The organism is Kitasatospora sp. NPDC001175 (genome assembly GCF_053598215.1).
Window position 1 is genome coordinate 1 of the sequence record NZ_JBSFJU010000062.1, and the last position, 26,384, is coordinate 26,384.

At 70.9% G+C, this 26,384-nt stretch carries 25 protein-coding genes and 1 tRNA gene; 14 read left to right on the plus strand and 12 right to left on the minus strand.

Annotation, left to right across the window (positions count from 1 at the left end; all coding sequences use genetic code 11):
• Nucleotides 1–111: 111 nt before the first annotated feature.
• Complete coding sequence (locus ACWDAK_RS31660; RefSeq protein ID WP_427395461.1) at nt 112–813, minus strand: pyridoxine/pyridoxamine 5'-phosphate oxidase; 702 nt, start codon at nt 811–813, stop codon at nt 112–114.
• A gap of 403 nt (nt 814–1,216) precedes the next feature.
• Between ACWDAK_RS31660 and ACWDAK_RS31665 the strand changes: the two genes are divergently transcribed.
• On the plus strand, nt 1,217–2,539 hold the full coding sequence (locus ACWDAK_RS31665) for an outer membrane protein assembly factor BamB family protein (RefSeq protein ID WP_427395462.1): 1,323 nt from the start codon (nt 1,217–1,219) through the stop codon (nt 2,537–2,539).
• A gap of 7 nt (nt 2,540–2,546) precedes the next feature.
• Here ACWDAK_RS31665 and ACWDAK_RS31670 read toward each other — a convergent pair whose 3' ends face one another.
• Together ACWDAK_RS31670 and ACWDAK_RS31675 are read right to left on the minus strand one after the other, a co-directional pair.
• Nucleotides 2,547–3,008, minus strand: coding sequence for a (2Fe-2S)-binding protein (locus ACWDAK_RS31670; protein WP_344636713.1), 462 nt, complete (start codon nt 3,006–3,008; stop codon nt 2,547–2,549).
• A 26-nt stretch (nt 3,009–3,034) separates the two neighbouring features.
• The gene (locus ACWDAK_RS31675; protein WP_427395463.1) at nt 3,035–5,266 is read right to left on the minus strand and encodes a xanthine dehydrogenase family protein molybdopterin-binding subunit; all 2,232 of its coding nucleotides are present in this window, start codon (nt 5,264–5,266) and stop codon (nt 3,035–3,037) included.
• A 256-nt stretch (nt 5,267–5,522) separates the two neighbouring features.
• Between ACWDAK_RS31675 and ACWDAK_RS31680 the strand changes: the two genes are divergently transcribed.
• The 4 genes from ACWDAK_RS31680 to ACWDAK_RS31695 all read left to right on the plus strand — a co-directional run bounded on the left by ACWDAK_RS31680 (nt 5,523) and on the right by ACWDAK_RS31695 (nt 9,094).
• Entirely contained in the window at nt 5,523–6,347 is an 825-nt protein-coding gene (locus tag ACWDAK_RS31680; RefSeq protein WP_427395464.1) for an SDR family oxidoreductase, read from the plus strand.
• A 108-nt stretch (nt 6,348–6,455) separates the two neighbouring features.
• Nucleotides 6,456–6,701: a hypothetical protein gene (locus ACWDAK_RS31685; RefSeq protein WP_427395465.1), complete on the plus strand. Its 246-nt coding sequence runs from the start codon at nt 6,456–6,458 to the stop codon at nt 6,699–6,701.
• A 68-nt stretch (nt 6,702–6,769) separates the two neighbouring features.
• The gene (locus tag ACWDAK_RS31690; protein ID WP_427395466.1) at nt 6,770–8,404 is read left to right on the plus strand and encodes a sensor histidine kinase; all 1,635 of its coding nucleotides are present in this window, start codon (nt 6,770–6,772) and stop codon (nt 8,402–8,404) included.
• A 42-nt stretch (nt 8,405–8,446) separates the two neighbouring features.
• Nucleotides 8,447–9,094, plus strand: a complete 648-nt coding sequence (locus ACWDAK_RS31695) for a response regulator transcription factor (RefSeq protein ID WP_344636718.1) — start codon at nt 8,447–8,449, stop codon at nt 9,092–9,094.
• 50 nt (nt 9,095–9,144) lie between these two features.
• Here ACWDAK_RS31695 and ACWDAK_RS31700 read toward each other — a convergent pair whose 3' ends face one another.
• Nucleotides 9,145–9,477 carry a hypothetical protein gene (locus tag ACWDAK_RS31700; protein WP_344636719.1) on the minus strand — a complete coding sequence of 111 codons (333 nt, stop codon included), beginning with the start codon at nt 9,475–9,477 and terminating at the stop codon, nt 9,145–9,147.
• Between the two features lie 592 nt (nt 9,478–10,069).
• On the opposite strand from ACWDAK_RS31700, the gene ACWDAK_RS31705 reads away from it, so the two are divergent.
• Nucleotides 10,070–10,900 (plus strand): MIP/aquaporin family protein, encoded by an 831-nt coding sequence (locus ACWDAK_RS31705; RefSeq protein ID WP_427395467.1) that lies wholly within the window; start codon nt 10,070–10,072, stop codon nt 10,898–10,900.
• A 598-nt stretch (nt 10,901–11,498) separates the two neighbouring features.
• Here the strand turns inward: ACWDAK_RS31705 and ACWDAK_RS31710 are convergent.
• Together ACWDAK_RS31710 and ACWDAK_RS31715 are read right to left on the minus strand one after the other, a co-directional pair.
• The gene (locus ACWDAK_RS31710; RefSeq protein ID WP_344636721.1) at nt 11,499–11,795 is read right to left on the minus strand and encodes a hypothetical protein; all 297 of its coding nucleotides are present in this window, start codon (nt 11,793–11,795) and stop codon (nt 11,499–11,501) included.
• A gap of 431 nt (nt 11,796–12,226) precedes the next feature.
• A complete protein-coding gene (locus ACWDAK_RS31715; protein WP_427395468.1) occupies nt 12,227–13,192 on the minus strand; it encodes a GlxA family transcriptional regulator in 966 nt (321 codons plus the stop codon).
• Between the two features lie 71 nt (nt 13,193–13,263).
• Here ACWDAK_RS31715 and ACWDAK_RS31720 point away from each other — a divergent pair, with 71 nt between their 5' ends.
• Together ACWDAK_RS31720 and ACWDAK_RS31725 are read left to right on the plus strand one after the other, a co-directional pair.
• Entirely contained in the window at nt 13,264–13,938 is a 675-nt protein-coding gene (locus tag ACWDAK_RS31720; protein ID WP_427395469.1) for an HD domain-containing protein, read from the plus strand.
• A 46-nt stretch (nt 13,939–13,984) separates the two neighbouring features.
• Complete coding sequence (locus tag ACWDAK_RS31725) at nt 13,985–14,407, plus strand: RidA family protein (protein ID WP_427395470.1); 423 nt, start codon at nt 13,985–13,987, stop codon at nt 14,405–14,407.
• A 795-nt stretch (nt 14,408–15,202) separates the two neighbouring features.
• Here the strand turns inward: ACWDAK_RS31725 and ACWDAK_RS31730 are convergent.
• Nucleotides 15,203–16,864: a TROVE domain-containing protein gene (locus tag ACWDAK_RS31730; protein ID WP_427395471.1), complete on the minus strand. Its 1,662-nt coding sequence runs from the start codon at nt 16,862–16,864 to the stop codon at nt 15,203–15,205.
• Nucleotides 16,865–17,297: 433 nt separating this feature from the next.
• Nucleotides 17,298–17,355, minus strand: a tRNA-Ser gene (locus ACWDAK_RS31735).
• A gap of 486 nt (nt 17,356–17,841) precedes the next feature.
• Here ACWDAK_RS31735 and ACWDAK_RS31740 point away from each other — a divergent pair.
• On the plus strand, nt 17,842–18,324 hold the full coding sequence (locus ACWDAK_RS31740; RefSeq protein WP_344636726.1) for an RICIN domain-containing protein: 483 nt from the start codon (nt 17,842–17,844) through the stop codon (nt 18,322–18,324).
• Nucleotides 18,325–18,647: 323 nt separating this feature from the next.
• On the opposite strand, the gene ACWDAK_RS31745 is transcribed toward ACWDAK_RS31740, so the two are convergent.
• Complete coding sequence (locus ACWDAK_RS31745) at nt 18,648–18,869, minus strand: hypothetical protein (protein ID WP_449806516.1); 222 nt, start codon at nt 18,867–18,869, stop codon at nt 18,648–18,650.
• Nucleotides 18,870–19,157: 288 nt separating this feature from the next.
• Here ACWDAK_RS31745 and ACWDAK_RS31750 point away from each other — a divergent pair, with 288 nt between their 5' ends.
• The 3 genes from ACWDAK_RS31750 to ACWDAK_RS31760 all read left to right on the plus strand — a co-directional run bounded on the left by ACWDAK_RS31750 (nt 19,158) and on the right by ACWDAK_RS31760 (nt 21,222).
• On the plus strand, nt 19,158–19,430 hold the full coding sequence (locus ACWDAK_RS31750) for a hypothetical protein (RefSeq protein ID WP_427395473.1): 273 nt from the start codon (nt 19,158–19,160) through the stop codon (nt 19,428–19,430).
• Between the two features lie 75 nt (nt 19,431–19,505).
• Nucleotides 19,506–20,351, plus strand: coding sequence for a hypothetical protein (locus ACWDAK_RS31755; protein WP_449806517.1), 846 nt, complete (start codon nt 19,506–19,508; stop codon nt 20,349–20,351).
• Nucleotides 20,352–20,886: 535 nt separating this feature from the next.
• Entirely contained in the window at nt 20,887–21,222 is a 336-nt protein-coding gene (locus ACWDAK_RS31760) for a hypothetical protein (RefSeq protein ID WP_344636729.1), read from the plus strand.
• A gap of 636 nt (nt 21,223–21,858) precedes the next feature.
• On the opposite strand, the gene ACWDAK_RS31765 is transcribed toward ACWDAK_RS31760, so the two are convergent.
• Nucleotides 21,859–22,809, minus strand: coding sequence for an SDR family NAD(P)-dependent oxidoreductase (locus ACWDAK_RS31765; RefSeq protein ID WP_427395475.1), 951 nt, complete (start codon nt 22,807–22,809; stop codon nt 21,859–21,861).
• A 406-nt stretch (nt 22,810–23,215) separates the two neighbouring features.
• On the minus strand, nt 23,216–23,767 hold the full coding sequence (locus tag ACWDAK_RS31770) for a hypothetical protein (protein WP_427395476.1): 552 nt from the start codon (nt 23,765–23,767) through the stop codon (nt 23,216–23,218).
• Nucleotides 23,768–24,020: 253 nt separating this feature from the next.
• Here ACWDAK_RS31770 and ACWDAK_RS31775 point away from each other — a divergent pair, with 253 nt between their 5' ends.
• Complete coding sequence (locus ACWDAK_RS31775) at nt 24,021–24,554, plus strand: NUDIX domain-containing protein (RefSeq protein ID WP_427395477.1); 534 nt, start codon at nt 24,021–24,023, stop codon at nt 24,552–24,554.
• A gap of 177 nt (nt 24,555–24,731) precedes the next feature.
• Here ACWDAK_RS31775 and ACWDAK_RS31780 read toward each other — a convergent pair whose 3' ends face one another.
• Nucleotides 24,732–25,391, minus strand: coding sequence for a pyridoxal-dependent decarboxylase (locus ACWDAK_RS31780; protein WP_427395478.1), 660 nt, complete (start codon nt 25,389–25,391; stop codon nt 24,732–24,734).
• Nucleotides 25,392–25,786: 395 nt separating this feature from the next.
• Here ACWDAK_RS31780 and ACWDAK_RS31785 point away from each other — a divergent pair, with 395 nt between their 5' ends.
• Nucleotides 25,787–26,371, plus strand: a complete 585-nt coding sequence (locus ACWDAK_RS31785; RefSeq protein WP_449806518.1) for a hypothetical protein — start codon at nt 25,787–25,789, stop codon at nt 26,369–26,371.
• Nucleotides 26,372–26,384: the final 13 nt, after the last annotated feature.

The window sequence follows — 26,384 nt, forward strand, 5'->3', positions numbered from 1 at the left end:
GGCGAGACCTCGTAGCCGTAGAGGCGGTCGAGGATGCGCCGGGTCTCCTGGGCGTCCACCAGGCGCTGGTTGAGCTCGCGCGGCCCGCCACCGGCACCGTTCGCGGGCTCCTCAGGGCCAGAGCAGCGTACGCGACCAGGCGCCGGCGACGGCTCCCACCTCGTTGCGGGTGTAGTGGACCCGGACGTGGCGGCGGGCGGAGTCGCCCTGCCAGAACTCGACCTCCGAGGCTCGCAGGACGTAGACCGTGTGGCCCGGGGCGACCGCCTTCGGGTCGGCCTCGAGCAGCAGCTCGGCCTCCTGGGCGGCGCTGTCGTAGGCCTCGAAGGAGCTGAGCGGCTCGCTCTGGTGCCCGACCAGGCAGGCCAGTCGGGACCACGGAGAGCGGCCCAGGAAGTCGAGTGCCGAATCCTCCGGTGACGCAGCCTCCACCATGCCGCGGACGCGGACCTGACGGCCCAGGAGCGGCCAGTACACCGTGAGCGCGGCCCGGGGGCGGGCGGCCAGCTGGCGCCCCTTCGGACTGTCCGCATCGGCCGCGAACACCCAGCCCGCGCCCGTCACGTCGACGTCCCGCAGTGCCAGTACCCGGGCGTCCGGGCACCCGTCGGTGTCCACCGTGGAGAGTGTGACCACCTGCGGATCCGGCACCCCGGCCTCGAACGCCCCGGTCAGCCACTCGCCGAAGAGCTCGGCCGGGTTGGTGGGCAGCCCGTCGACCGCGAAGCCGGGAAGCTCGCGGGCCATCGGCGGATGCTCCAGCAGCAGCTGCGCCAGTGCGCTGCGATCCTTGGCCTTCGCCTGCTCCGTCACCGTGACTCCCGTCCAGAAATCGTGCCGGCCCCGCGCCGACCGGCGCCAGGCTGCTCGGTCACACCCGGTCATGCCCCGTCAGGCCCGATCGCGCCGGGCCGACCGGAAGGTCAATCCCAGGTATGTACCAGGTCAAGGCTCACCCTACCCGTCGCCGGCCGTGTGCAGGGCCGCAGCCTGGAAGTCGTGCGGCGCGGGCGTGAGGGCGGGGCGCCGGGGGTGGTCGGAGCCGTGCCGCCGGCGGGTCGATTGTGTGCGGATCGAATGTCTTCCGGGGCCCGTCCGCATCCCCGGCTGCCGGCGGACAGCCGGGCCCTCGCCCTTGTGGCCGACCGGTCGTTCGTGTCCCGCGGGCGTCGGCTATCCTCCGTGCGAGGTGTTCACGGGGGGAGCGTGCGGGGGTATGGGGAAGAAACTGCCGGAAGAGCCCGGGGAGCCGGTCGGCGAGATCATGCTGGACCTGGAGCCGGGCATGGAGCCGAGCTTGGAGGTCCTGGCGGGTTCCCCGGTCCGGGAAGACGAACCGGAGCCCTATCGCGGCGGCCTGACGAGACGTCAGTTACTTCTCGGAGCGGGTGCACTGGCTCTGGTCGGCGGAGTCTGGTGGCTGAACGACGGTGCCCCGGCCGCCCCGGTGAAGTCCGCCGACCCCACTGCCCCGGCCGTCCCTCCCGGGTCCCGTCCGCTCTGGGTGCACCGCGGTGTCGCCGCGTCGAAGGTCGACCGGATCCCCGGCTCCGCCGTGCTGCCCCTCTTCGTGGCCGATGACGAACTGCTGGTGCTGGACCCGGCCACCGGGGCGGAGCGCCGCCGGATCGACCTGTCCGAGGGCGAACCCACCCCGACGCCCGGAGAGCCGTCGCCGCCGCCCGGCCTGAACCCGCCGATGGTGGTGGGCGAGCGGATCTTCGATGCCCGCAGTGGCCGGATCAGGAGCTTCCACCTCACCGACCCGGCCGCCGACTGGCAGCTGCCCTGCCCACCGGAGCTCGGCGACCCCGGGACGGTGCGGCTGCAGGACTGCGTCGACGGAGTGCTGTACGGGATGGCCTGGCAGCGGCGGCGGGTCGACGGAACGGCCCTGTTCGGGCTGTCCTCGGACACCGGCCGGACGCTCTGGAGTCACCGGCTTCCCCAGGGGACCTGGTACGAGCGGTTCTTCCCGATCGCCGGAGGCCGGCTGCTGGCCTACGGCGGGCAGGGTGAACTGTCGCTGCTGAAGTCCGGGGACACCTCGCGGTCGTGGTCGGTCCAGACCGGTGCGGACGCCTACCTGGCGGGGCTCGGGCCCGAACACGTCTACACGTCCAGCCAGTTGGGCGGAGTCCAGGCGATCCGGCTCGCGGACGGTGGCGCGGCCTGGACGATCACACCCGAGCAGGGCGACTCCTGGCGTTACCTCGGAGCGGCCCCCGCCGACGGCGACATCCTGCTGCTGCGCGACGACGGCCGGATCGACCGCCACGACCCGGCCGACGGCAAGCGGAAGTGGTCCGCGAGGGTGCCGTTCCGCCTCGACCCGCGCAGCGACCCGCTCCTGGTGGGCGACACCCTCTACGTCCCCGGTCCGGCCGACCTCGGCGTCTGCGCGCTGGACGTCCGCACCGGGCAACTGCGCTGGCAGTTCCGTGACTCCGGCCCGGGCGTGCAGGTCTGGCACCTGGGCACCGACGGCAGCCGCCTCTTCGCCGGCCACGATGCCCAGCTGTTCGGACTGCCGCTCTGAGGTGGCGTCAGCTCCGCGAGGCGGCGGCCGCCTGCTTGATCGCCTCCCGGATGCGGAAGTAGGTGCCGCAGCGGCAGACGTTCTCGATCCGGTCGATGTCGGCGTCGGTCGGCTCGGGGTTGCGGCGCAGCAGGGCGACGGCGGTCATGATCTGCCCGGGCTGGCAGAAGCCGCACTGGGCCACGTCGTTGTCCAGCCAGGCCTGCTGCACGGGGTGCAGCCGGTCGCCGTCCGCGAGGCCCTCGATGGTGGTCACCTGCCGCCCCGCGCAGTCCTGGACCGGGACCATGCAGGGCTGGATCTCCGCGCCGTCCAGATGGCTGGTGCAGGCGCGGCAGACACCCACCCCACAGCCGTACTTGGGGCCGGTGACGCCCAGCTTGTCGCGCAGCACCCAGAGCAGCGGCATGTCGGCCGGTGCGTCGACGGTGACGGACTGGCCGTTGAGAACGAACTGGTAGCTCGGCATGGTGTGTCGGATGTTCCTCGGGAGGGTCAGAAGTCGATCGGGAAGCTGCGGGGCGAGGTCCCGGTGGCGCGGGCCCAGGCGTTGGCGACGGCCGCCGCGGCGGCTGGTACGCCGAGTTCGCCCGCGCCGCCCGGCGGTCCGCTCGGCGGCATCAGGTGCACCGCGAACTCGGGCGGGCTGTGCCGCTGGCGGGCGTACCTGAAGTCGGCGTAACTCCCCTCGCGCACCGCCCCGCTGTCGATGTGCACACCGGCCTGCAGGGTGACCGAGATGCCGTCCATCAGCGCGCCCATCAGCTGGGCCTCCAGACCGCGCGGGTTGATCGCCCGACCGACGTCGGCGACGGCGACCGCCTTGGTGACCCGCGGCGCGGTCCGGTCGGTGGCGTCCAGCTCGACCAGGTAGGCGACGCTGGAGCGGTGTTCGGCGTGGAAGGCGACGCCCTGGGCGTGCCCGGCCGGCATCGGCCGGCCCCAACCGCCCTCCTGGACGAGCCGGTCCAGCACGGCCCGGGCGGCCGGGTCGGACAGCCGGCTGCGGCGGAAGGCCACCGGGTCCTGGCCCAGGGTGCGGGCCAGCTCGTCCATCATGACCTCGTCGGCGACCCGGACCAGGCCGGAGTAGACCGAGCGCCAGCTGCCGGTGTGCATCTCCAGCGGCACTTCGGCCAGCGACTGGCTGCTCAGCCCGAGGTCGTAGGGCAGCCTCTCGGTGAGCAGGAAGAACGCCTGCGAGAGGGTGATCCCGGCGACCGACAGGTCGAAGGCGGCGGCGGTGAGCGCCTCGCCGAGGCCGTGCCGGAAGTCGGTCCGCACGGTGGCGACCCGGTGTTCGTAGCCGACCACCTTGCCGAGTGCGTGGGTGGCCCGGATCCGGTGGTGGCTGGCCGGGCGCATCCGGCCGTGCCGCACGTCGTCGTTCCTGGTCCACATCAGCTTCACCGGCCGCCCGGCCGCCTTGGAGATCTGGGCGGCCTCGAGACCGGCGTCGAAGAACAGCCGCCGCCCGAACGAGCCGCCGCCGCGCACCACCTGGAGCGTGACGGCGGAGACTGGCAGGCCGAGGTCGGCGGCGATGGTCTGCTGGGCGACGATCGGCGCCTGTGCGCCGAACCACAGCTCGGCCCGGTCCGCGCGGACGTCCGCGACGGCGGTCAGCACCTCCATCGGCGCATGGCTGACGAAGGCGAAGTCGAACTCGGCGTCCAGGTGCCGGGTGAGCAACGGCGGCAGTACGAAGGGCGGTTGGGCGTCGCGCAGCTTGCGGCGGATGTCCTCGTCGGACAGCGCGGCCAGCGGTCCGGGGTTCCAGTCGATGCTGAGCCCGGCCTTGGCCTTCATGGCCTGGTCGAAGGTCTCGGCCAGCACGGCGATGCCGCTGGGAATCCGCACCACGCCGATCACCCCCGGCATGGCGAGCGCGGCGGTGGCGTCGTACGAGCGGACCGTGCCGTTGATGGTCGGCGGCCGGGAGACCACGGTCGGCACCGCACCGGGGACGTCCAGGTCGCCGGCGTACTTGGCCTTCCCGGTGACGATGTCGCGGGCGTCGATCCGGCCGGTGGCCCGGCCGACCAGCTGCTGCTGCTCGACGGGCTTGGTCACGGCCGGCACGGCGGGCACCAGCACGGCGGCGGCGTCGACGGCGAGTGAGGCGTACGAGGCGCTGCGGCCGTCCGGTGCCAGCACGGTGCTGTCCTGGGTCCGCAGCGAACCGGCGGCCAGCGACCACCGGCGGGCGGCCGCGGTGACCAGCCTGGCTCGGGCCGCCGCGGCGGCGACCCGTACCGGGTCGTAGAGCGAGCGGACCGAGTTGGAGGCGCCGGTCAGCTGGTTGAACAGCAGCTCGGGCCGGGCGGGCGCGAGCGGGACGTCCACATCGCCGAGCCTGGCGTCGAGTTCGTCCGCCACCAGCATCGCCATCGCGGTGGTCAGCCCCTGGCCGACCTCGAGGCGGGGGAGCTGGAGCACGACACGGCCGGCCGCGGTGACCTCCAGGACCAGCAGATGTGAGGTCGGCAGCCCGGCCAGGATCAGGGCGTCGCCGAGGTCGAGAACGTCGGGGATGCCGGGCAGCGCCTCGGCCGGCTCGCCGTCCAGGGCGAGCTGGGTGCCCACCGCGAGCGCGGGCGCGGCGACCAGGTAGGTGAGGAAGCGCCGGCGGCCGATGCTCCGGGGGGTGGTCGGCGTACTGATGGGAGAGTCCCTTCCCGGGTGGACTGCCGGGCGCGGCCCGGGAGGACGGAGCGGGTCGAGCATAGGGAGGCGCGGATCGAAAGGTCAACGACGCAGACCGCTCCCCGCCAACTCGCCTTCTCTGCAGTGCTGGTGACCACTCCAGCCCTGACGGTCCGTCGGAGAACGGATGTCGGAGTGGCACTCGTCGGGCCCGTGCGACGCGCTCTCGGTGACCCGGCTGACGGCGCGCCACGGGAGCAGCCGGCAGGTAACGGAGTACCCGGGTTCCGCCGATGCTGGAAGAAGCGGATCCGACCCATGGGAGAGGCAGGACGTCATGACACTGCGCTGGCTGATCACGGGATGCTCGTCGGGGCTGGGGCTGGCCCTCGCCCGGGCCGCGGCGGATGCCGGGCACCGCGTCCTGGCCACCGCCCGCAGGCCGTCCGCCCTCGACCCTTTGGCGGCGGCCCATCCGGCCCGGGTGGTCGCGGCCCGGCTCGACGTCCGCGACGCGGACCAGTGCGCGGCTGCCGTCCGGCTGGCCGTGGACGGCTTCGGCGGGCTCGACGTCCTGGTCAACAACGCCGGCTGCGGCCTGTTCGGCACGGTCGAGGAGACCTCGGACGAGGAACTGCGCGACCAGCTGGAGGCCCTGGTGGTCGGGCCCTGGCGGCTGGCGCGGCTGGTAATGCCGCTGATGCGGGCCCAGGGCTCGGGCCACATCCTCAACGTCTCGTCGATCGCCGGCCGGACGGGCTTCCCCGGACTCGCCGGCTACATCACCGCCAAGCACGCCCTGGAGGGCCTCACCCAGGCACTCGCCACCGAGGCGGCCCCGTTCGGCATCCGGGTCACCGCCCTGGAGCCCGGCCCGTTCACCACCTCCTTCGGGGCCAAGGCCGCCGAGACCCGGGCCCGGATCCCTGCGTACGAGGAGATCACCCGCCAGACCCGCGAGGGAGTCCAGGGACTGGCCGACGACCCCTCCCTCGGGCGCCCGGCGGAGTTCGCCGAGTTGGTCCTGCGTGTGGTGGCCGCCCCGCCGGCCGACACCCCCGTCCGCATCCCCGTGGGCGGACCGGCCCACGCGACCATCGCCGCCGTGGAGGACGCCGCCCGACAGGAGCTCCGCCAGGCCCGGGCGCTCTCGACCACCTGACCCACCGACCGATCAGGTCGCCCCGCTGCCCCGGCGGCCCGGGCAGCGGGGGCGAGGTCCCGGTTGACACCCCGAGGGGCCGGGCGGCCAGAGAGAAGGTGCGCCAAGGTGTCCGACGGGCTGGTCGAGGAGTCCGGCACCGCCATCGACCAGGGCATCGACCGCCTGAGGGTCTCGCTCGCCCACTGCACCGTCCCCGAATGCCTGGACATCCTCGACGATCGCCTCCCCGGCGCCGCCCGCCACTCGGCCCACCGCGCCGACGACGTCGCCCTGCTCCTCACCGCCCGGCCCACAGGCCCGGCGGCGGACGCACGCGCGGGGCTGCCCGGCCGCCCACGCCCAGAGGCGTGACTTTCGTCGTGCGCGAGCGCGACCAAAGACAACGGCGCAGGTCGGCCCGTCCGATTACGCTCGCCCGGGTGGCGAAGACAGCAGAACTCCGGACAGCGGCACGCAAGCGTGCCCTCCCCGGCCCCTGGGGCAGACGCGAGTACCTCCGCGAGGGTACGGCCGCACTCCTGGTCGCGGTCCTCAGCGGCATCATCTCGCTGGCCGACCCGATGAACCCGCTCGGCGCGATCGCCGTCGGCCTCGCCGCCGCCGCGCTCTACCTGCTGCGCCGCGGACTCCCACTGACGGTCCTGCTGCTGACCGCGGTCGGCCTCGGCGCCTTCGGCGGCTGCATCCCGATACTGGCCGCCGCGAGCTGGTCGGCCGGCTACCGGATGGCCCGGGCCTGGGCGCTCACGGCGGCCTGCGCGTCCGTCCTGGTGCTGAGCACCGCGGTCTCACTCCGCTACAACCTCGACGGGATCCCGCCCAGGGGACTGATCGGGATCAACCTGGCGGTGTTCCTGCTGTTCGTGGTCCTGCCGGCCGTCTTCGGCCGCTACCGCGCGCAGCGCCGCACCCTGCTCAGCACCCTGCAGGAGCGCAACGACCAGCTGCTGCGCGAACGCGCCATGATCGCCCACCAGGCCAGACTGCGCGAACGCCAGCGGATCGCCCAGGACATGCACGACAGCCTCGGCCACCAGCTCGCGCTCATCTCCGTGCACACCGGTGCACTGGAGGTGGACCGCGGCCTGACGGACCGGCAGCGCGAGGCGGTGGCCGTGCTGCGCCAGGCCGCCGTGACCGCGATGCGCGAGCTGCGGGAGACGGTCGGCCTGTTGCGGGACGAGAACACGGTCGGGCTGGCCGGGTCGAGGGGCGCAGCGGGTACGGCGGGGGACACCGGGGCGGCCGGCGGGGTGGAGACGATCGAGCGGCTCACCGACGCCTCCCGGGCCGCCGGAACCGCCGTACGGGTGACCCGCTCCGGCGAGATCCGCCCGCTCGCCGCCGCCACCGGGCACGCCGCGTACCGGATCGTCCAGGAGGCCCTGACCAACGCGCACAAGCACGCCCCGAGCGCACCGATCGAGGTCGCCCTGCGCTACGAGCCGGACGCGTTGCTGGTCGAGGTGGTCAACGGCGCCTCGGCCGCAACCGCACCGGGACCGGTGGTCAGCGGCGGCCAGGGCCTGACCGGGCTGCGCGAACGCGCCCGGCTGCTCGGCGGCATGGTGCACAGCGGGCCCACCCCCGAGGGCGGCTTCCGGCTCGCCGGAGTGCTGCCGTACGAGGGGGCCGGCCGCCCGCCCGCGGACGACCCCGACCTGCCGGAGGCGCCGCCGCCGGCTCCGCCGGTGCGGCGCAGCCCGGCGCTCGGCTGCGCGGTGGTGGTGGGCCTGGCGTGTCTCGCCTTCCTGGGCCTGCTCGGCTTCGGCGGCTACGTGCTGGTCGAGGAGACCGACAACGCGACGCTGGACCGCGACGTCTACGACGCGGTTCAGGTGGGCCAGCCGGAGAGCGCGGTGAAGGACAAGCTGCCCTCCGGCAGCGACTTCCTCACCAGCGGGTACCGGCAGAAGGGGCCCGACGTCCCGGCCGGGGCGTCCTGCCTCTGGTTCAGCGCGGAGCAGCGGAGCGACGAGCCGGCGGGCGACTACGCCAGCCGGCTCTGCTTCCGCGACGGCGTGCTGATCGAAAAGGTGCACTACCGTGCCTAGGTGCAGCCAGCAGATCAGCGCATGCGTCCGGGAGGCCAACCAGTGATCCGAGTCCTCGTCGCCGACGACGAGCCGCTCATCCGCGCCGGGATCCGGCTCATCCTCACCTCCGCCGACGACATCGACGTGGTGGCGGAGGCGGCCGACGGCCGTGAGGCGTTGGAGCTGGCGCGGGCGCACGTGGTGGATGTGGTGCTGCTGGACATCCAGATGCCGGTGATGGACGGTCTCACCGCGCTCGCCGAGCTGCCGAGGGTGGCACCGGGGGCGCGGGCGCTGATCCTGACCACCTTCGGTGAGCGGGAGAACGTGCTGCGGGCGATCACCGCGGGAGGCGCAGGCTTCCTGCTCAAGGACACCGCGCCCGGCGAACTGATCCAGGCGGTTCGGGCGGCGGCCAGCGGTCATGCCTTCCTGTCGCCCGCCGCCACCCGACACATCGTCGACAGCCTCGCGGCCGGCCCGGCCGTCGCCCGCGGTGAGGCGGCCCGGCGGCGGCTGGCCGCGCTCTCGGCGCGCGAGCGCGAGGTGCTGGAACTGCTCGGTGAGGGCCTCTCGAACGCGGACGTGGGCGCCCGGCTGCACATGAGCGAGGGCACGGTGAAGACGTACGTGAGCCGGATCCTGGCCAAGCTGGAGTGCGAGAACCGGGTGCAGGCGGCACTGCTCGCCCGGGACGCCGCGCTCTGACGGACCCGCGGGCGGGAGGTCTCACGCTGACTGCCGCTCGGGCCCCGCGCTCAGTGCCAGTAGGTCTGGGCGCCGGCCCGGCTCTGGTGCCAGGCCCAGACGGCCAGTGCGGTCACCAGCACCAGCAGGAGCAGCAGGGCCAGGAAACCCGCCAGCCCGGTCCGGCCGGACGGCTCACCGGGCGCGGCCATGAGCCGGGGAGCCACCCGCCGTACGTCGTCGGCGTGGTACCGGACCACGGTGTGCGAGCCCCAGACGCTGTCGGCGGTGTCGGTACGGAACCGCACCCCGTTGGCCACCGCCGTCTCGTGCACCGGACCGACCCCCGGCCACAGCGTGCGCACCTGCGGCACCGTGAGCCAGCTGATCTCCTCGCCGTCCACACCCAGTCCCCTCCGCGCCCGGTCGCCCCTCGGACCGACGGGCAGCAGGGCCCACGGTGTCGCGTGCCGACAGCTCTCGCCCTCTCCCCGTGCCCGCCGTCGGGTGGGGGCGCCCGTGCCCCAGCCTTCGGCCGGGGGCGGGACCGTCCGTGCCCGCCATCGTGCGGCGCCGCCCCCAGCCGTCGGGCTGAGGGCGAGGGGCCCTCGGACGCACATCCCTCGTCGCGCGCAGCGCCGCTGCGCTCTCTTCCCCCAGCCTGGCGACTTGGGGGTCCCCCCGGCCGAAGGCTGGGGGACGGGTGCCCCGCACGATGCACGCCCGGACGCGGCTCTCGGCGCATCCTCGGTCTTCGGCCGGGAGGTGCCCTTTCCTCTCTTCACGCTCCCCGCTGCCGGGCGGTCTCATCATCACAGGCCCGGCGCACTTCACCGTCAAGGGGGCGCGGAATCAAATCCTGGCGCCCCGACCACGGTCGACGGGCCGCTCACGCCCCCAAGTAGCCCTGCCTGACGGGCAGCCGTCCGTGATGTGCGTACACGATGAGGAGGACGTCCAAGGCCGGTCCGGCCGACAGGACCCTCGGGAGTGCGGATGGCTGAGCGATCGGAACAGGGCCCCGGGTGGGGACTGACGGGTGAACTGTTCGCGGAGTTCACCGGCACCATGATCCTCATCCTGTTCGGTGTGGGCGTGGTGGCGCAGGTGCTCGCGGCGGGCCTCGGCGACCATGACAGCATCGCCTGGGCCTGGGGGCTCGGTGTCACCCTCGGCGTCTACGTCGCGGCCCGGATGAGCGGCGGCCATCTCAACCCCGCGGTCACCGTGGCACTGGCGGCCTTCAAGGGCTTCCCGTGGGCGAAGGTCGGCCCCTACGCCGTGGCGCAGACCGCGGGCGCGTTCGTAGCGGCCCTGGTGGTGCGGTGGAACTACACCGAGGTGCTGGCCAAGTTCGACCCGAATCACTCGATCAAGAGCCAGGGCGTCTTCTCCACCCTCCCCGGCAACGGGGGCTTCCCGGTGAGCGAGCTGGGCGCGCTGCGCGACCAGGTGATCGGGACGGCGATCCTGGTGCTGCTGGTCTTCGCGGTCACCGATGTGCTCAACAGCCCGCCACGGGCCAACCTCGGCCCCTTCATCGTGGGGCTGATCGTGGTCGCGATCGGTATGGCCTTCGGTACCAACGCCGGGTACGCCATCAACCCGGCCCGCGACTTCGGCCCCCGGCTGGCCAGCTACCTCACCGGCTACGGCCATGCCTGGCGGGACCAGTACGGGAACCTCTACTTCTGGGTGCCGATCGTCGGCCCGCTGGTCGGCGGTGTCGTCGGCGGTGCCCTCTACAAGATCCTGATCGGCGACTTCCTGGTCAGGGGTGGTGAACAGGAGGTCGGCCGCACCCCCGCCCCGGACACCGCCGAGTAGGTCCCGCGAACGCTTGGCCTCACCGGGCGGCTCGCCCGAGGAGCGCGAGGAAGCGTGCGCTGCCGTACCGGAGCCCCACAGAACCTGGAGCTCCAAGGCTTCATGCAGGAGCGGCTCACCAAGCACTGGAGCCTTGAGCAGATCGCCCAGATACCTCGCCGGCAGTTCCCCGACGGGCCAGAGATGCAGGTGGTCCACGAGACGATCTACCAGGCCCTCCACGGCGATCTCGTTGCCCTGGTCCCATGCGAGGGACCGGGGGAGTCCGATGGTCTCGGCTTGGCGTCAGGCGCGGTTGCAGTTGCTCGGGCAAGCGGTTGGGGTGGAGGGCATGTTGGTCCTCGCGGGTGGCGCGGGGTGATCAACGCCCAGTGCCACACCGGGACTTGTAGTTCGCCGTGAACGCGAAGCAGCCCCGCGCTCGGGGGAAACGCGGGACCGCCGATCCCAGTGCTGCCCAGCGGTGGCTCCGGGTGCCTTCGACTGCCGGACAGCACAGGCCGGACGCGGACCGGCACCGGAGGCGGTGGAGGTCCGACTTCCACTGGACGTCTCCGAGGCCGATCACGGTCGTTCGGTCAGACGGTGGCCGTCGCCCTTATGCGACGTACACGCTCTTACCGGCCGACTCGGTCGCCGTGCCGCCTGGCGGGACCACCGCGAGAACATTTCCGGAGCATTTGGCGCCCTCGTAGACGAGGACGTACGCGGTCGTCCGGTTCTCCATGGGCTGCGACCCGAGTGCCTGGTTGACGCAGACGCTCGGATTGTTGACGACCCGATCGTTACTGAAGAAGAGGAGCTGCCCGTGGGCGGCGTAGGCGGAGGTGGGTACGGCGAGGGCCAGCGTGCTGGTGGTGGCGAGAGCGGCGAGCAGGGTTGCGACGCGTCGCACGGGTGACTCCCGGGGGTGGGGTGCGGATGGGGGTTCCTGTCGCCGACAAGGTAACCGAATGATCGCTAGGCGTAACCGGCCGCCTGTGTGGTTCACCCGGAACGTCCAGCACCAGCCCCGCGGGGCCGCGCACGAACGGCCAGATCACACACGCCGTGATCACTGGAGAGCCGGATGACAGGGAAACCGTCATTTCACTCGGCGGGAGGCCGCGCGGAAAAGGACCTGCCACGAGCAGGCACCTCGCCGCGCGGCCGACCCAACCGTATGGCTCCACCAGTTCAAGCGCCTGCGGGTCCGCTGCGAGGTGCGCGCCGACCTCCACCAAGGCCTGCTTCAACTCGCTTGCGGCATCATCTGCTTGAGACGACTCGGAGCCTCATTCCGAAACGATCAGTAAGGCTGTCCGAGGTAGTGGTGAGCCGTCCGGGTTATGGCGACGGGTCCGGCTTGCGTGCGTGGTCCGAACACCAGAAGGTGCGTCGGTAGGCAGTGGGAGTGGTGTCGAGTGCGCGGCGGAAGTGCAGGCGCAGGTTGGCGGCTGTGCCCAGTCCGCAGTCGCGTGCCACCCGGTCCACCGGGTGGTTCGTGGTTTCCAGTAGTTCCCGTGCCCGGCCGATTCGGGCGCTGAGCAGCCACCGCAGCGGGGTCGTGCCGGTCTCCTCGGCGAACCGGCGGATGAAGGTGCGCTGCGACAGGCCGGCGTGGCGGGCGAGCACCGGCAGGGTGAGTGGCTCCTCGAGTCGTTGCAGGGCCCATCCCCGGGTGGTGGAGAGCGAGGCCTCGCCAGTTACTGCGACCGGAGCGGGTACGTACTGCGCCTGCCCGCCGTCTCGGTGCGGGGCGGCGACCAAGCCGCGGGCGATCTGGTTGGCCACCACCGCCCCGAGGTCGCGGCGCACGATGTGCAGGCAGAGGTCGATGCCGCAGCAGACCCCGGCCGAGGTGAGCACGTCACCCTCGTCGACGTACAAGACGTCGCGGTCGACCGTGATGGCGGGGAAATCTCGTTCGAGCTCCTCGATGTGCTTCCAGTGGGTCGTGGCGTGCAGGCCGTCCAGCACGCCCGCCGCGGCCAGCGCGAAGGCTCCCGTGCAGATGGACACCACGCGCCGACCACGGTCGCGGGCCTCGGCCAGCGCATCGAGTACGGCGTTCGGAAGCTGGAGGATCGGCTCGAACCCCGGAACGATCACCGTGTCGGCGACGCGTACCTGCTCCAATTCCCCACCGGCGATCAGTGCGAAGCCCGCGCTGGTGGTCACCTTCGCGTCGAGCGCGCACACGGTCATCTCGTACGGGGTCTCCGGTCGGGCGTTGAAGATCTGCGTCGGGATCGCCAGATCGAGCGGGGTGACCCCGTCCAGCGCCAGGACTGCGACTCGGTGAACTGCCATGGCAGGATCCTATCGAAGTCGGGTAATTTTGCCTCTCGCCAGGTCAGGGCGGTCGCGGCCACTCTGAAGTCATGAACGGATCTACCCGCGAGGTGACCACGGACCTGATCACGCTGCCCGGCACACCACTTGCCGACGCCGTCGTGAATCTCGTCCGGACGGTGCAAACGCCCTCCGTGTTCAACCACAGCGTCCGCAGCTACCTGTTCGCCAGGTTGGTGGCCGGCCGCCTCGACCTGGCCGTCGGCCGTGACTACGACGACAGCCTGCTGTTCGCCGCCTGCGTGATGCATGACCTCGGCGTCGCGTCGGACGGCGCGCACTGTCAGCGTTTCGAGGTCGAGGGCGCCGACCGGGCCGCCGAGTTCCTCGTCGGGCGCGGAGTTTCCGCGGCTGACGCCGATGAGGTCTGGCAGGCCATCGCCCTGCACACCTCCCCAGGCATCGCGGAACGGCGCGGCACGTTGTGCGTGCTCGTCCGCGAAGGCGTCGCACTCGACTTCGGCGGCCCGCTGGGCACCGGTCACGTCGAAGCCGTCACCGACGAGCAGGCCGACGCGGTGCATGCCGCCTACCCGAGACTGGAGATGATCCGCTCACTCACCGACGCGATCGTCGCGCAAGCCGCTGAGAACCCGAAGAACGCACCCCGCTACACGATTCCCGGTGAATTCCTCCGAGAACGTGAGACCTTCGGCCGGACCCGACTGGAGCACGCCTGTCGTTCGTCCCGCTGGGGCAGCTGACGTCACGGATCCCACGACCAGTCAACAGAGAGAGGGAAGCACTGCCATGACCATACACACCGTCGAGGTCCCCGAGGACTCCGAAGTCTTCGGAGAGACCAGCGGCGCCTTCGCCCGCTTCGGCTATTCCGCCGCGGTCCGTGCGCACGGTCTGCTCTTCATCGCCGGAACCATCGGCCGCCGTGCCGACGGAACCATCGCGGACACCATCGAAGAGCAGACCGAGCTCGCCATCCGGCGCATCGAGGAGATCCTCCGGTTGGAGAACCTCGACCTGTCCGCCCTCGTGGACGTGACCAGCTACCACGTGGACATCCATCGGCACATGCCCGGCTTCCTCGAAGCCAAGCAGCGCCTCATCAAAGCCCCTTTCCCGACCTGGTCGCTGATTGGTGTCAGCGCCCTCGCCAGTCCGGGGCTGCTCGTCGAAATTCGCGCCACTGCCGCCTATTCCGACGCATCTCGGTAGACCGCCGCTCCTGGGCCGCCCCCCGGCTCAGGAGCGCCCCACCACCGACCTGAGGTCCCATCCCCGGCCCCTGCCGTCTTCGGAGCAGGCGGTCCACGCCCCGGACCGACGAAGGGCTCCCGAGCAGCCCCGGAGGGGGTTCAGGAAAAGGCTCCTGCCTTGCCGTCCTATCCAGTCCGTCGGGGCTTGGCGCCGACCTTGTGGTGGCGAACGCGCCCCTGCCGATCCCGTCACACGACACAGTCGTCCCCAACGGCCTTCGCTCCGATCATCCACCCCTAGCCCGAGTGCATGATCAAGCGGAGGCCGCCCCGTGTCCGGCGAACCCTCGTGTGAGTGATCAGGTTCGAGGCGCTGTTCGAGGCCGCTGGATACTGACCTCGGGGCTTGAAAGTGACGGCGGTGGCAGATCTTGGGAACGGCTGCGCCGGTCACTGCGACGGTCCGCCGGTAGAACGCGCCGATCCATCACCCCGAAGCGCCGAAGTCAGTAGCGGACGGGCATGCTGCGCGCGGGCCGCCGACAAAGGTCGCGCGCAGCTGCGAGGACTCCTTGGTGAACGCGACCTTCGTGCTACCTGCCGCAGCGGGGGGGGGGGGGGGTAGAGTCCGGCCTGCGGGGCAGCGGTCAGGCGGCAGGTCACTGGTCGGCCTCAGTGGGCATCCAGGCGGCGGCCCGTTCCAGCAGTCGGTGGACGTCGTGCCGTGTCGTGGCCAGAAGGTCGTTACCAGTCGTGTCATGGTGCGCGGTGGTGCTCGCACCTCAACATGGGGTGCGGGCACCATGACGGGCCATCAGCCGCGCTGCTGCTCCCAAGGCCACTTCGCATCGCGTCCGGCGTCCAGCAGCGGGATCAGCGAGAACGCCGCGTCCGTGAGGCCACCCAGGGTGTGGCGGTTCCCGCTCCCGGACGGCATCGCGCCGGGCTTGTAACCAGCCATGTTCCACATGTAGACTGGCACGCGCGCGGGGATCAGGTCGTCGATGCGGGTCTCCGGCATACCGCCCCAGTGACCGTGGCAGTTCGACGGCAGCCAGCCGGGCCGGGTCTGCTCGTCGGTGACGATGACGACCCGGTCGTGATCCCGGTAGTGCTCCTTGACCGCGGACGGGATGTCAGTGCCGTCGATACGGCCGAACTGCTCGATGAGGCGCAGCACGCTGCCGCCCCTAGGAACATCGATGCAGTTGCTGTGCATTCCGAATTCGACCAGCGTCGGGTCTGCCGCCCGGGCAGCGAGCGCTGCGCCGAACACCGCGGCCTGCTCGGCGAGCGGGATGTCGGACTTGTTCGGCGTCGAGAACCCGTAGCCGGGGAACATCGATGGCGACCGGTCGACCAGGATGAGCGTCCGGCCCGGCAGGGACGGCACATTTGCGAGGGAGTGCGCGAGGGCCTTCTCCAGGGCGTGCCCCCAGCGCAGCGAGTGGGTGTGCTTGTACGCGGCCCAGAAGCGGAACGGGAACAGCCTGGACTTCGCGACGGCCTCCGGCGCCGCGAGGGTCGCCGCGACTTGCTCGGCGACCTCGTCGGACACGCCGGCCTGGTCGAAGTTCCGCAGGTTCCGCAGCAGTGCCGTGTAGCCCATGGACGGGATGACGGCCTGCCACGCAGCAGCGTCCATCGGGCCTTGAAGCCAGCCCGCCAGCGCTTCCCAGGTGAGCCCTGCCGCCGACAGTCGTTCGATGCCTCCGGGCTCGGTGACCACGGCGCGCCGCTCCGCGATCGGCAGCGCCAGCAGCTCGCGGTTGGCGGTCAGCAGCCGGTCCCGGTCCGGGGGCAGTGCGGTGTCGGGGTTGTGGCGGCGGTCCAGGGCGTACTTGAACAGGCCGCCCTGCCACGGCTTGTCGGCGTGCGGGGTGGCGTGAACGAGGTTGAGGACGTCGCCGAAGCGGTAGCCCTTGCTGTCGGTGTCGTACTTGAGTAGGGCCCTGCCGTTGTAGAGCCGCTGTACGGCGTCGGAGATGCCGCGCTTGACGGGCTTGGGCACGTTCCGGCCGTAGCGGCTGGTCCAGTAAGCGAGGAACTCACCAGGCTCGTCGGCGCGTTGAAGGACCGCGTCGACGACGAGCCGGTTCACGCCCTGCTGCGCGGGGCGCAGGACGAGATCGTCGGCCTTGGCGTCGAGCCGGGCCTTGACGAACTCGGCGGCGCCGACGAGCGATGCGGTTCGCATGTTGCCGTCCGTGCGCAGCCAGTGGAGCAGGTTGTAGGTCCACGCGGGGTCTTCGACGGCGAGTTGCCGGACGAGCTGCACGTAGCGGTCGTCGCGGTCGCCTGCCTTCTCGTAGAAGGTGTCGGTTCCGACCGTGTTCGAGACCGCGAGGAGGAAAAGTTCACTGCGCTCGTCGCGCAGGTGGCCGGCCGCGCCCTCGTAGGTGCGGGTGGCCGCGCCGGTCGTTCGGATCGGCGAGCTGACGGCCGGCCGGGTGGTGCGGGTGTTGAAGCGGGACAAGAGGAATCCCCTCGCTGCGGAGGGGAGGCGAAGCAGGGGTGCCCGAGATCAGAGTCGGCGACGGTACCCCGCGCCGGTCAGGGCGCGGAAGGGATTCGAACCCTAGTGACCAAGAAGTAACCGTGTGCCTGCGCACCGGGCACCCCGGTGCTGTGCCTCCCGAGATCAGGTGTGGGTCCGGCGTGGTTTCACCCAAAGAAGTAGCCGGACCGCAGCGCACCGGGAGGTGCGTGTGAAGTTATGCCATCCGAGATCTGAGCGACAGCGCGAGCGCCCAACCAACAGGGCAACAGGCCCAGGGGTGGGCCTGGCAGGAATCGAACCAGTGAAGAACGCGCGGTCTACGCACCGGGTGGAAGTCTGAAGTTGTTTGTCCAGAGGTCAAGTTCGACTGAGGAGACGTAGGCGCTCTGCCAGCTGAGCTACCGGTCTGCGACCGGGCGGGACTCGAACCCGCGGCAACCCCATTACCAATGGAAGTAACCCCGGCCTTCGCACCTGGACAACGCCCAATGTACTCCGCTGGGGTGACAGTTCATCGGATTTATCAGTGGGGGTGGCGGTGGCGGTCTACTGCTCCGCGCTGCTGGTCCAGTCGCCGTGGACGATGTCGTGGTGCTGGTCGCCGTCGTGGGGTGGCAGGTTGCAGATGATGATGGACTAGCCGTTGAGGGTGATGCTGCCGGTCGCGGTGCAGTCGGTCATGCGGTGCATCATCCCGCTGGTGCTGCTGCGGTGCTCAACGCGCGGAGGATGGCAAGTTTGGTAGGCAGCCAGGCGTTGAAGGTCCGTGCAGAGCTGCCAGGTCGGCTGCGAGGACTGTGCACTGGTGAACGTAATGCGGCCCCATCCGTGCAATCGTGAAGGTATTGCGAGCGCATCTCCTTGAGGTAGCTTCCGGGCATCGAGGTAACTCCTGCGGCTGTTCCCGGCAGGGGCTGCCGCGTTTTCCGGCATCGGCTGAAGGGTTCACCGAAATGACCAAGGCTCTGACTCGGATCGCCGCCACCGCCGCGGGCCTCATGCTCGCGGCCGGTGCCGCGCTCGTCAACGCACCTTCCGCCTCGGCCCTCGTCAGCGGCTCGCAGCACAGTGTGGCCACGGGCAAGTGTCTTGGTGTCTACGGGAACGTCCCCTTCGACGGCACGGCCGCCGTCATCTGGGGCTGTAACGGCAACGCCGACCAGAACTGGGAGTTGACCGGTACCGGTGGCGGCTACTACCAGCTTCAGAACGGCAACAGCGAGTGCCTGGGCATCTACTCCGGCGATGCGACCCAGTGGAACTGCAACGGCCACGACGACCAGCAGTGGTACATCGACCGCCCCGCGGGTTACTCGTCGGCCATGCTGCGGAGCAAGACCAACTGGACCCTGTGCCTGACCGTTCCCGGCAACGTTGACGGCTCCCGCGTGACCCTGGCCACCTGCGCCGGGCAGGACAACCAGCTCTGGTACTGACCGTCTCCTCGCGGAGGACCCGCCTCGAACGGCGCACCGCCACCGCCTGAACTCGGACCCGGCCCGGCAAGCACCTTGCCGGGCCGGGTCCTTCGTGTGCTCGTCCTGGTGAGGCCGCACTCGCGTGAACCGGTCCGCGACACGGCCCATCAGCTGGTCGAACATCACCTGCCATCGGGCAGGCACTACGCCATGGCCCGCGGCCACCGCACGATCTCCAGGAGTCCACACAACCCTTGATCATCTCGCGGCCGCCGCCTGCGTCAGGCGTGCAGTACTGGCCGTCGTCGCCCTGGGCCGTCGCGAAACTGCACACCAGAGTACTAATCCGCTTGCAGGACGAAGCACAGGAAGCGCGGCTGAACGTCGGGGAACAGGTCACGGGCGGCAGGACCACCGCAGGCGCGACGCCCCGGAGAACCCGTCTCGAATGCTTCGACCGTGTCCTCGCGGGCGCCCAGCCAGCGGCGAAGCATTTCGGCGCTCTCTTGGGCGAGCACTGTGAGCTCGTCGTAGTCCTGGCGGCGGACGTGGCGTATGGCCACTCGCGGCCCTTGTAGGAGGTAACTGGTGACTGCCATCCGGGGATCCTATGCAGCCAGATAGCCGTCAGGGCCGGTCTGTGGGCCTGCCCCGGCTCGCCCATCCCGGTCGGCTTCCGCAGCGCCACCTACCGGGCGAGCGGGTGCGGCGGCCAGAGTGCCTGGCTCATGCTGCACCGCTGAACCCGCGTTGACACCTGACGCGCCCGCACACTGCACTGTGCGGGCGCGTCCGGCGCCCTGCCCGACCGGCCGGGCAGGGTCGCGCGTGATCAAAACAGATTGATCGAAATGATCTTCCTGGCTACGCTGCCCGAGGTAATTCCCCAACCCGGAGGCTATGCCATGGAGCTGAGTAATCGTCACAGTGTCTTGATCGGCGCCGCCACTGCGGCCCTCGCCGCCGCCGCGGCCGTGGGAGTGAGCACGGGAGCGCTGCCCACCTCGTCCCACGGCATCGTGGTCGAGGCCCACATGGCACTCCCGGACCCTGCGGTCGCGGACACCCAGCCCACGGACACCACCGACAGGTTGGTCGTCCCGGACCACGGCTACGTGCAATGAGTCGCCACCACCGCCCTGACCGCAACCAGCGGACCATGAACGGCTCCTGACGTGTGCTCAGGCAAGGCAGCCCCCTTGGCAGCAGACCCCGTGAGCCCCACCCCCAACGGCACGGCGCCGGCCGGGCAGTCCTGCGACCGGTCCGGTGCCAAGGCGGGCGACCCCGCCGTCCGGCTCATCGCCGAAACCGCCGAGCGGCTGGTCCGGCTCTGGGCCTCCCGCCCCGAGCTGCACCACGCCGGATGGGGCCGGCCGTTCCGGCCGCTCGGCGAACTGCTGCCCGAGCAGGACGTCGAATTCGCCGCACAGAACCCCCAGATGGTCCCGCTGCTCTGGTATCCCGCGCTGCGCCACGGTACTTCCCGGGCGCCCGTGATCGACGTTTTTGACCACCTGCCCGCGGAGTTGGGACCGCCGCTCCCCCGGCGCCAGGAGCTCTCCCGCATCTACAGCTGGGCGCTGGCCTCGCGCACCGCCCTGGAGTGGATCGGCGACTGCCTCGACGGGCGCGGCCTGCTGGAGGTCGGCGCGGGCAGCGGCTACTGGGCGTGGCTGCTGCGCGCCCGGGGCGTCGACGTCCTGGCCACCGACGCCGAGGCACGCGCCGAGCACAACGGCTGGACCGACCGCTTCCAGTTCACCGAGGTCCGTCCGGGCCGGGCCGCCGAGGACGCCGCCGCACACCCCGAGCGGGTGCTGGCGCTGCTCTGGCCCCCGCACCGTGACCCGATGGCCGCCGACACCCTGCGCGCCTACCAGGGCCCCGGCCTGTTCTACCTCGGCGACGGTGCTGGCGGGATCTGCGCCGATGAGTCCTTCTTCACCGAGCTTGCAGCCCGTTGGCGCCCGCTCTCCCGGTGCCCGCTGACACTGCGCTGGCTTGGCAACCGCGACACGGCCACCTTCTACGTTCGGCGCTGACCAACCGGCCCCGGGGAGACATCGGCCGCGACGGGGGCCTCACGGTGATCAACACACGGCGCCCCAACAATTCCGCCCTCCGCGATCTTGCCGCCCTTCTGGCAGATCCGCGAGACCTCCTCTTGGAGCAGGCCGCCGAGGAGTTCGAGAAGTACACCGCTCCGGCGCCTGCCCCGCTGGTCCAGAAGGACGGCGGTAACGGGGGAAGCTGCTGCTGACGCAGTGTCGGCCCAATGGGACGCCCGGCCTGTCGGCCGACTGGCCGCTGCACGGCCGTGCCCCGCCGTGAACCAGCGGGGCGTTGCCGTACGCCAGGGACGGCCGATCCGGGCGGAGGTATCTCGGGCGGGCTGGAATGCGCGATCGGCCGACGGTCGACGGACCTGGAGCTTTACTGGGCGGGCGCTACATCAGCAAACCTGATGATCTGTCATCAGAAAGCATTTGGGTACATCACCTGTCGGGAGGGTCCCCGATGACAACGATGCGGTCACAGTGGCCCCGCCAGCGACGGCGGGGCCCGACACTACCGTGCATGGTCAAACCACCGAAACCGCCCTTCGGCTGCGGGATCCACCTCGACTCCGACGGCAACCTCACCGCCGTGCAAGGCTGGAAGACCTGGCGCACCCCTGTGGCTGGCGCCAGCGTCCAGACCCTGGACAACACCGGCAAACGCATCACGATAACCCGGCTGGCACTGATCGGGCCGTTCGCGCTGGCAGCGAGAAAGAAGACCGGCGAGCTCACCGTCGTGCTAGTCGGCGCCGACGGCGACACGGCCACGGTGAAGGTGAAGCCGGGCAAGGCGCAGGATGTGGCGGCTTGGGCGATTGCGTTCAACGCGTGGAGTGAGGCGAATCGTCTCTGAGTGCGCTCGGCCACGAGGGCACGACCAGGTGCGCCGCTGACGCTCTCTCGGTCCGCCGGAGCCTCGATCGCCCAGTGTGGTTGTCGGGCCCTGATGTGACGATGGGGGACCACTGCTCGTGGTCGTCACGATCTCGTACTACCGGCGGCGCCTGACCTGGGGAGGCACAGGCAACCTCGTTGCGGCGACCGGCCCCGCCGTACCGCTTCGGCGCCCTCGCGAGGCAAAGCGGTGACCAGCGATCGGAAGCTGCGCGGGCTCAATGGCGATGTCCTCCCTGACCTTCCGCCGGGCCTTCGCGTCCTCCGGGCCGCCCACGTCCAGCCCGTCATTCGCGAGGCCCGCGACGTCAGCGGCGAGAGTGCCGTTGTCGTCCCGCCAGTCGCTGATCGACGGCGGCTCGTCGCTCGCGTCGAAGTAACTGCCGGCTTGCTTGAACGCGTCGATGCCGGCCTGCGAGTCGGTGGCGGCTTTCTGGTACCAGGTGTGGAAGGCGTCGAAGCTGCCGTCAGTGCCGCGGGCGGTGACGACATCGACACCCTTGTTGAACTCGTCCTGGTAGTACGCGTCGCTGGCGTGGAGGACCGTGGCGGCCTTCTTGCGGGCGTCGGCTGGGGCGCGCGTGGTGAGCCGCGTCTACAGGAGGGCCAGGTGGGGCTCGACGCCAGCCCCGTCGCAGCTGGCGTCCCACAGGCGCGCGGCAAGGGCGGGATCGGTCATGTGGGCGCGGACCGACTCCAGCCGCGGTGTGCCGCGCAGGCCGAAGGCCTTGGGCCCCCACAGCTGTCCTCCGCGCACCTGCGGGTCCAGGACGGCCCGGACGATCGGCCACGCCCCGCAGTCCTTGCCCTGGAGCAGCAGCCTGGCGGGCACGCCGCGCAACCGCGTGCCGAGGGCTGTCGCATGCACGCCCGCACGGGGCGGGGTCAGGGAATCCAGGGCGCCGCCGGGATGGGCCACCAGGCTGAGCACGGTGCTGCTACGGGCGCGCAGGCGGCGGTCGAGCTCGAAGGCGAAGGACATCTGCGCCAACTTCGACCGGCCGTAGGCGCGCTTGGGTCGGTAGTCCCGCACCGACTGGAGGTCCTCCGGGTCCAGTCGCTCGGAGCGCGCCGCGAAGCTCCCCACCGTCACGATCCGGGCCGCGGGCGCCGCGGACAGCAGAGGCGCCAGGCCTCGGGTCAGCGCGACGTGCCCCAGGTGGTTGATCCCGAACATCAGCTCGTGACCGTCCTTCGTTGTGCGCCGCGGTGGATCGTCGAGCGCGACACCGGCGTTGTGGACCACCGCGTCGAGGCGGTCGAGTCCGAGTTCGTCCGTGACGGTCCGTACGGATGCCAGGTCGGCGAGGTCCAGCTGGAGGTGGCGCAGTTGCGCGCAGGGGACACGCGAGCGGATCGAGGCCATGGCGGCGGAGGCCCTCTCCCGGTCCCGACTCCCGAGCACCACGACGGCCCCGGTCCCGGCGAGCTGTTCCGCGACGAAGTAGCCGATCCCAGCGTTGCCCCCGGTGACCAGGAAGGACTTGCCTGCGGCGGAGGGAAGCCGGTGAACGTCCCACGGCCGGCTCAGATACACGGAAGACATGACGAGAGACTCCTTCGGCTTGGGGCGGTGCGTGGTCGGCGACGCCAACCCGGCCAATGACACACCGTGCTACCCACAGATCGCTGATAGATCGCCTTCACCACCGGCAGACTTCCAACACCCCGCCGGACACACGCGACCGGCACTGTGGAGCAACGGCGCTCGCTCAACACCTACGGCGACCAACTCCGCATCGGCCGGATCGACACGGCAGCTCGAGCATGGACTCCGTGAACGTCCTGCGACCGCTCAATTGGCCAACTCGACCGCTCACTGGCCAGCTTCCCGGCGACGGGGCACAAGCGCGTAGATCACCAAGTCACACTGGAGTTAGGACGGCTCCGATGCCGTGATCACACCAGCCACCGCGAGATCATCTCACCCTCCTTTGCCGGGAGCCGGGCGATCACGGCCACCGTGCTGCGGCCCAGGCAGGTCGGCGCCGCCGGTAGTAGGCCCAGGCCAGGGCCAGCACGATCGGCCCCCACAGCATCGCCGGGCTGATGCATACCCGGGCCAGGGCCATCCACCATCCGTTGCTGTACCCCACCTCGGGCAGGACGCCCGCCCATGCGAGTGGGTAGAGGTCGAACATCGCCACCAGGGCCAGGCCGCCCAGGACCGCCGGGATCACCGCCGCGAGCGGCGCCACCCGCCGGCCGCCGACGAACGGCACCCAGCGCGGCACCACCTCACCCCAGCCGGCCACCAGCCCAGTGGTCAGCAGGCACAGCGCCTCGGTGAGCACACTGAGCCCGACGACGTAGGCCGGCGCCCACCAGGGCATAGTCGGGCGGTTCGGATCGATCATGCCCATCTGGAAGTCGACGGCGAACGGCAGTCGCCACAGGCAGTGCGGCAGCACGACGAACGGGAGGGCTTTGGCAAGCCGGAGGGCCCAGACCGGGACGGGGCGCTCGGTGTCGCCGAGCGGCAGGGCGAGACGTGTGATCGGCATGACCCCCACCATCACCGAACCTCAACGACAGTGCGTCGGCTGCACGCACGATCGGCATCCCCCACGAGAGCCACCCCTCGATCGTCCTGGCGGCTGACCGTCGGCAGAACCCGGGGGGCCATCTCAGAGGTCAGTTACGGGACAGCCCTTAACGATACGCAGTCGGGTAGCCGGCGAACCAGCTGCGCCTCTTGCAGCGTCTCCGGAATCTAAAGACATACGCGAGCAACGAACTATGCAAGGAGTCCTGACGGTGTCACAACCTGGATCCGCGGAGGTCCCCGCCTACCTCTCCGGTATCGCCCGCGCTTTCCCCGCAGTCTCCTGCGTCGTCACCGACCCGGACGGCCGGGTTCTGCTGGTACGCAGCTTCAACCGTGAGCCGTGGGGCTGTCCCGGCGGTGTGATCGACCCCGGCGAGACGCCGGAGCAGGCCGCGGAGCGGGAGCTCGTGGAGGAGACGGGGCTGCGCCTAGAGGCCGGGCGACTGCTCCACATCGCCTGGGCCAGGGGCGACGGCAGCGACCTGCCGAACATGCCAGGCGTCCAGTTCTACTTCGATCTGGGCACGGTCCCGCTCCCCCATCCGTCGCTGCGCCTCCAGCCGGACGAGGTCCGCGACGCTGCCTGGGTCGCCCCGGCAGACCTTCCCGCCTACATGGGCGCCCTCCGTATCTCCCGTCTCCGCGCCGCCCTGGCCGCCCGCGCCGGTGGCGAGGTCCGCGTGCTCTCGGCCACCCGCGCCGAGCTTGACGCGGACGCGGCGGCCTATGCCGCGACGCTGTGAGCCGAGCGCGGCAGCCAGTTGCTCTGACCGGTATGGTTCGCCGGGTTGGAGTGGAGACTATGGCGACGCAGCGCCGCGCCCAGGACCAGCCCGGTGACAGCGGCGACAACGGACTTGAGCTTCATGAGTCTCCCTGTGGGTTGTTGATCAGTGCTCCGAGCCAAGCGTCATTGACAGTTACCTGTCAATGATCGGCGGGGCTTGCCGGCCGCCCATACGAACCGTGGGCGGCGTGGGGGAGTTGCGGACTCGTTCTGGACCCTGGCAGGGCCTGTCCGGCGTTTTTGCGGCATGGATGCCCAGTTGCCGCGCGAGGATGTGATCGAGCGTCAGAAGCCACCTCAGGCCGTTCTGCCGGTCAAGCCCGCAGTTGCGCCGAGGGTAGGGGTCACGCAATCGCGAGTACCAGGCCAGCCTCGTAGTGCGGGCCATCGTCCAGGTCTTCGTCGATGAACCGGAACCAGCTGGCGAGGACGATGGTGTCTGCACCGTCGAGGTTCTTCTCGGACCATCGCGCGGCAGCAGCAGCGCGGAGATGCCGTAGGGGACGTTGAGAACCTTGTGCGGGTCCACGGTCACCGAGTCGAACAGCTCCAGGCCGTCCAGCAGATGGGTCAGGCGCGGGGTAAGCGCGCACATCAGGCCCCAGCAAGCATCCAGATGCAGCCACACGTCCGAGTCGTGCTCGCGCACCGTCTCGGCGACCGCGCGCAGCCGGTCCACGGTCTGGGTACGGGAGTCCCCAGCGTAGGCGACCACGGCCATCGTGCGGCCGCGCTGGGCCTTCACAGCCTGGGCGAGAGCGGCGAGGTCGTAGCGGAACGCCCGCGTGTCCACCTCGGTGACGTGTGTGCCGCAGCCAATCCACCGGCTGACGCGCCGGATCCGACAGGGCACTGGAGCAGGCGCTGTTCCATCCCGCCGAAGCAGAACCGTCCTCCGGGGACGACCTCCGCGCAGACCTGGCGGCGGCCGGGGCCGACTTCCGGGCAGCCCGCTACCAGGCCCTCGGGCAGCGGCTACCCGCGCTGATCGGTACTGCCGAGGCTACCCGCAGCACAGCCACCGGCACGGCCGGGGAACAGGTCCACGCCGCAGCGGCCCGCGCCTACGTCCTTGCCGCCGAGCTCGCCCTCAAACAGCACGCGGACATCGCCTGGGTAGCAGCAGACCGGGCCCTCACCGCGGCGCGGGCCTCCGGCGACCCGGTCGTCACTGGCGAGGCGGCCAGGGTGCTTGCCATCACGATGCGCCGCGCAGGACGCACCGACGCGGCCATCGACCTCCTCCGCCGCATCGCACAGCCCCTCATCGAGCAGCGCGGGGTAGAACCGCGGGCGGTCGGGGCGAGCCTGCTGATGACCGCCGCCTACACCGCTGCCTGCGGCCACCACCGCGCGGACGCACTGGACCTCATGGCTTGCGCCGAGCAGACGGTCACCGGCCTCCAAACCGGCCCGGGCCAGCGGCTGTTCACAGTGGACGCCACCTCCGAGCAACTGCACCTGTACTGGATCGGCGTGAACAACGCGCTCGGCACCCCGGACGAAGGCGTCCAGCATGCCGCCCGTATCAACCCCCGGGCGCTGCCGACCGCGGAGCGTCGCGCCCGCCTTGGAACCGACGTAGCCCGCATGTGGCACCAACTGGACGATCCACGACGGACGTTCACGGCGCTTCGCATGGTCGAGCAGGCCGCCCCGGAAGAGGTCCGCCGCCCAGCGCTGCGGGCGATGACCGCCGACCTGCTGTACAGGCCAGCACCGCTGTCGGGGGTTCGGGAGTTCGCGCGGAGGACAGGGGCGGTAGGAGTCTGAGCGAACTCCGGCC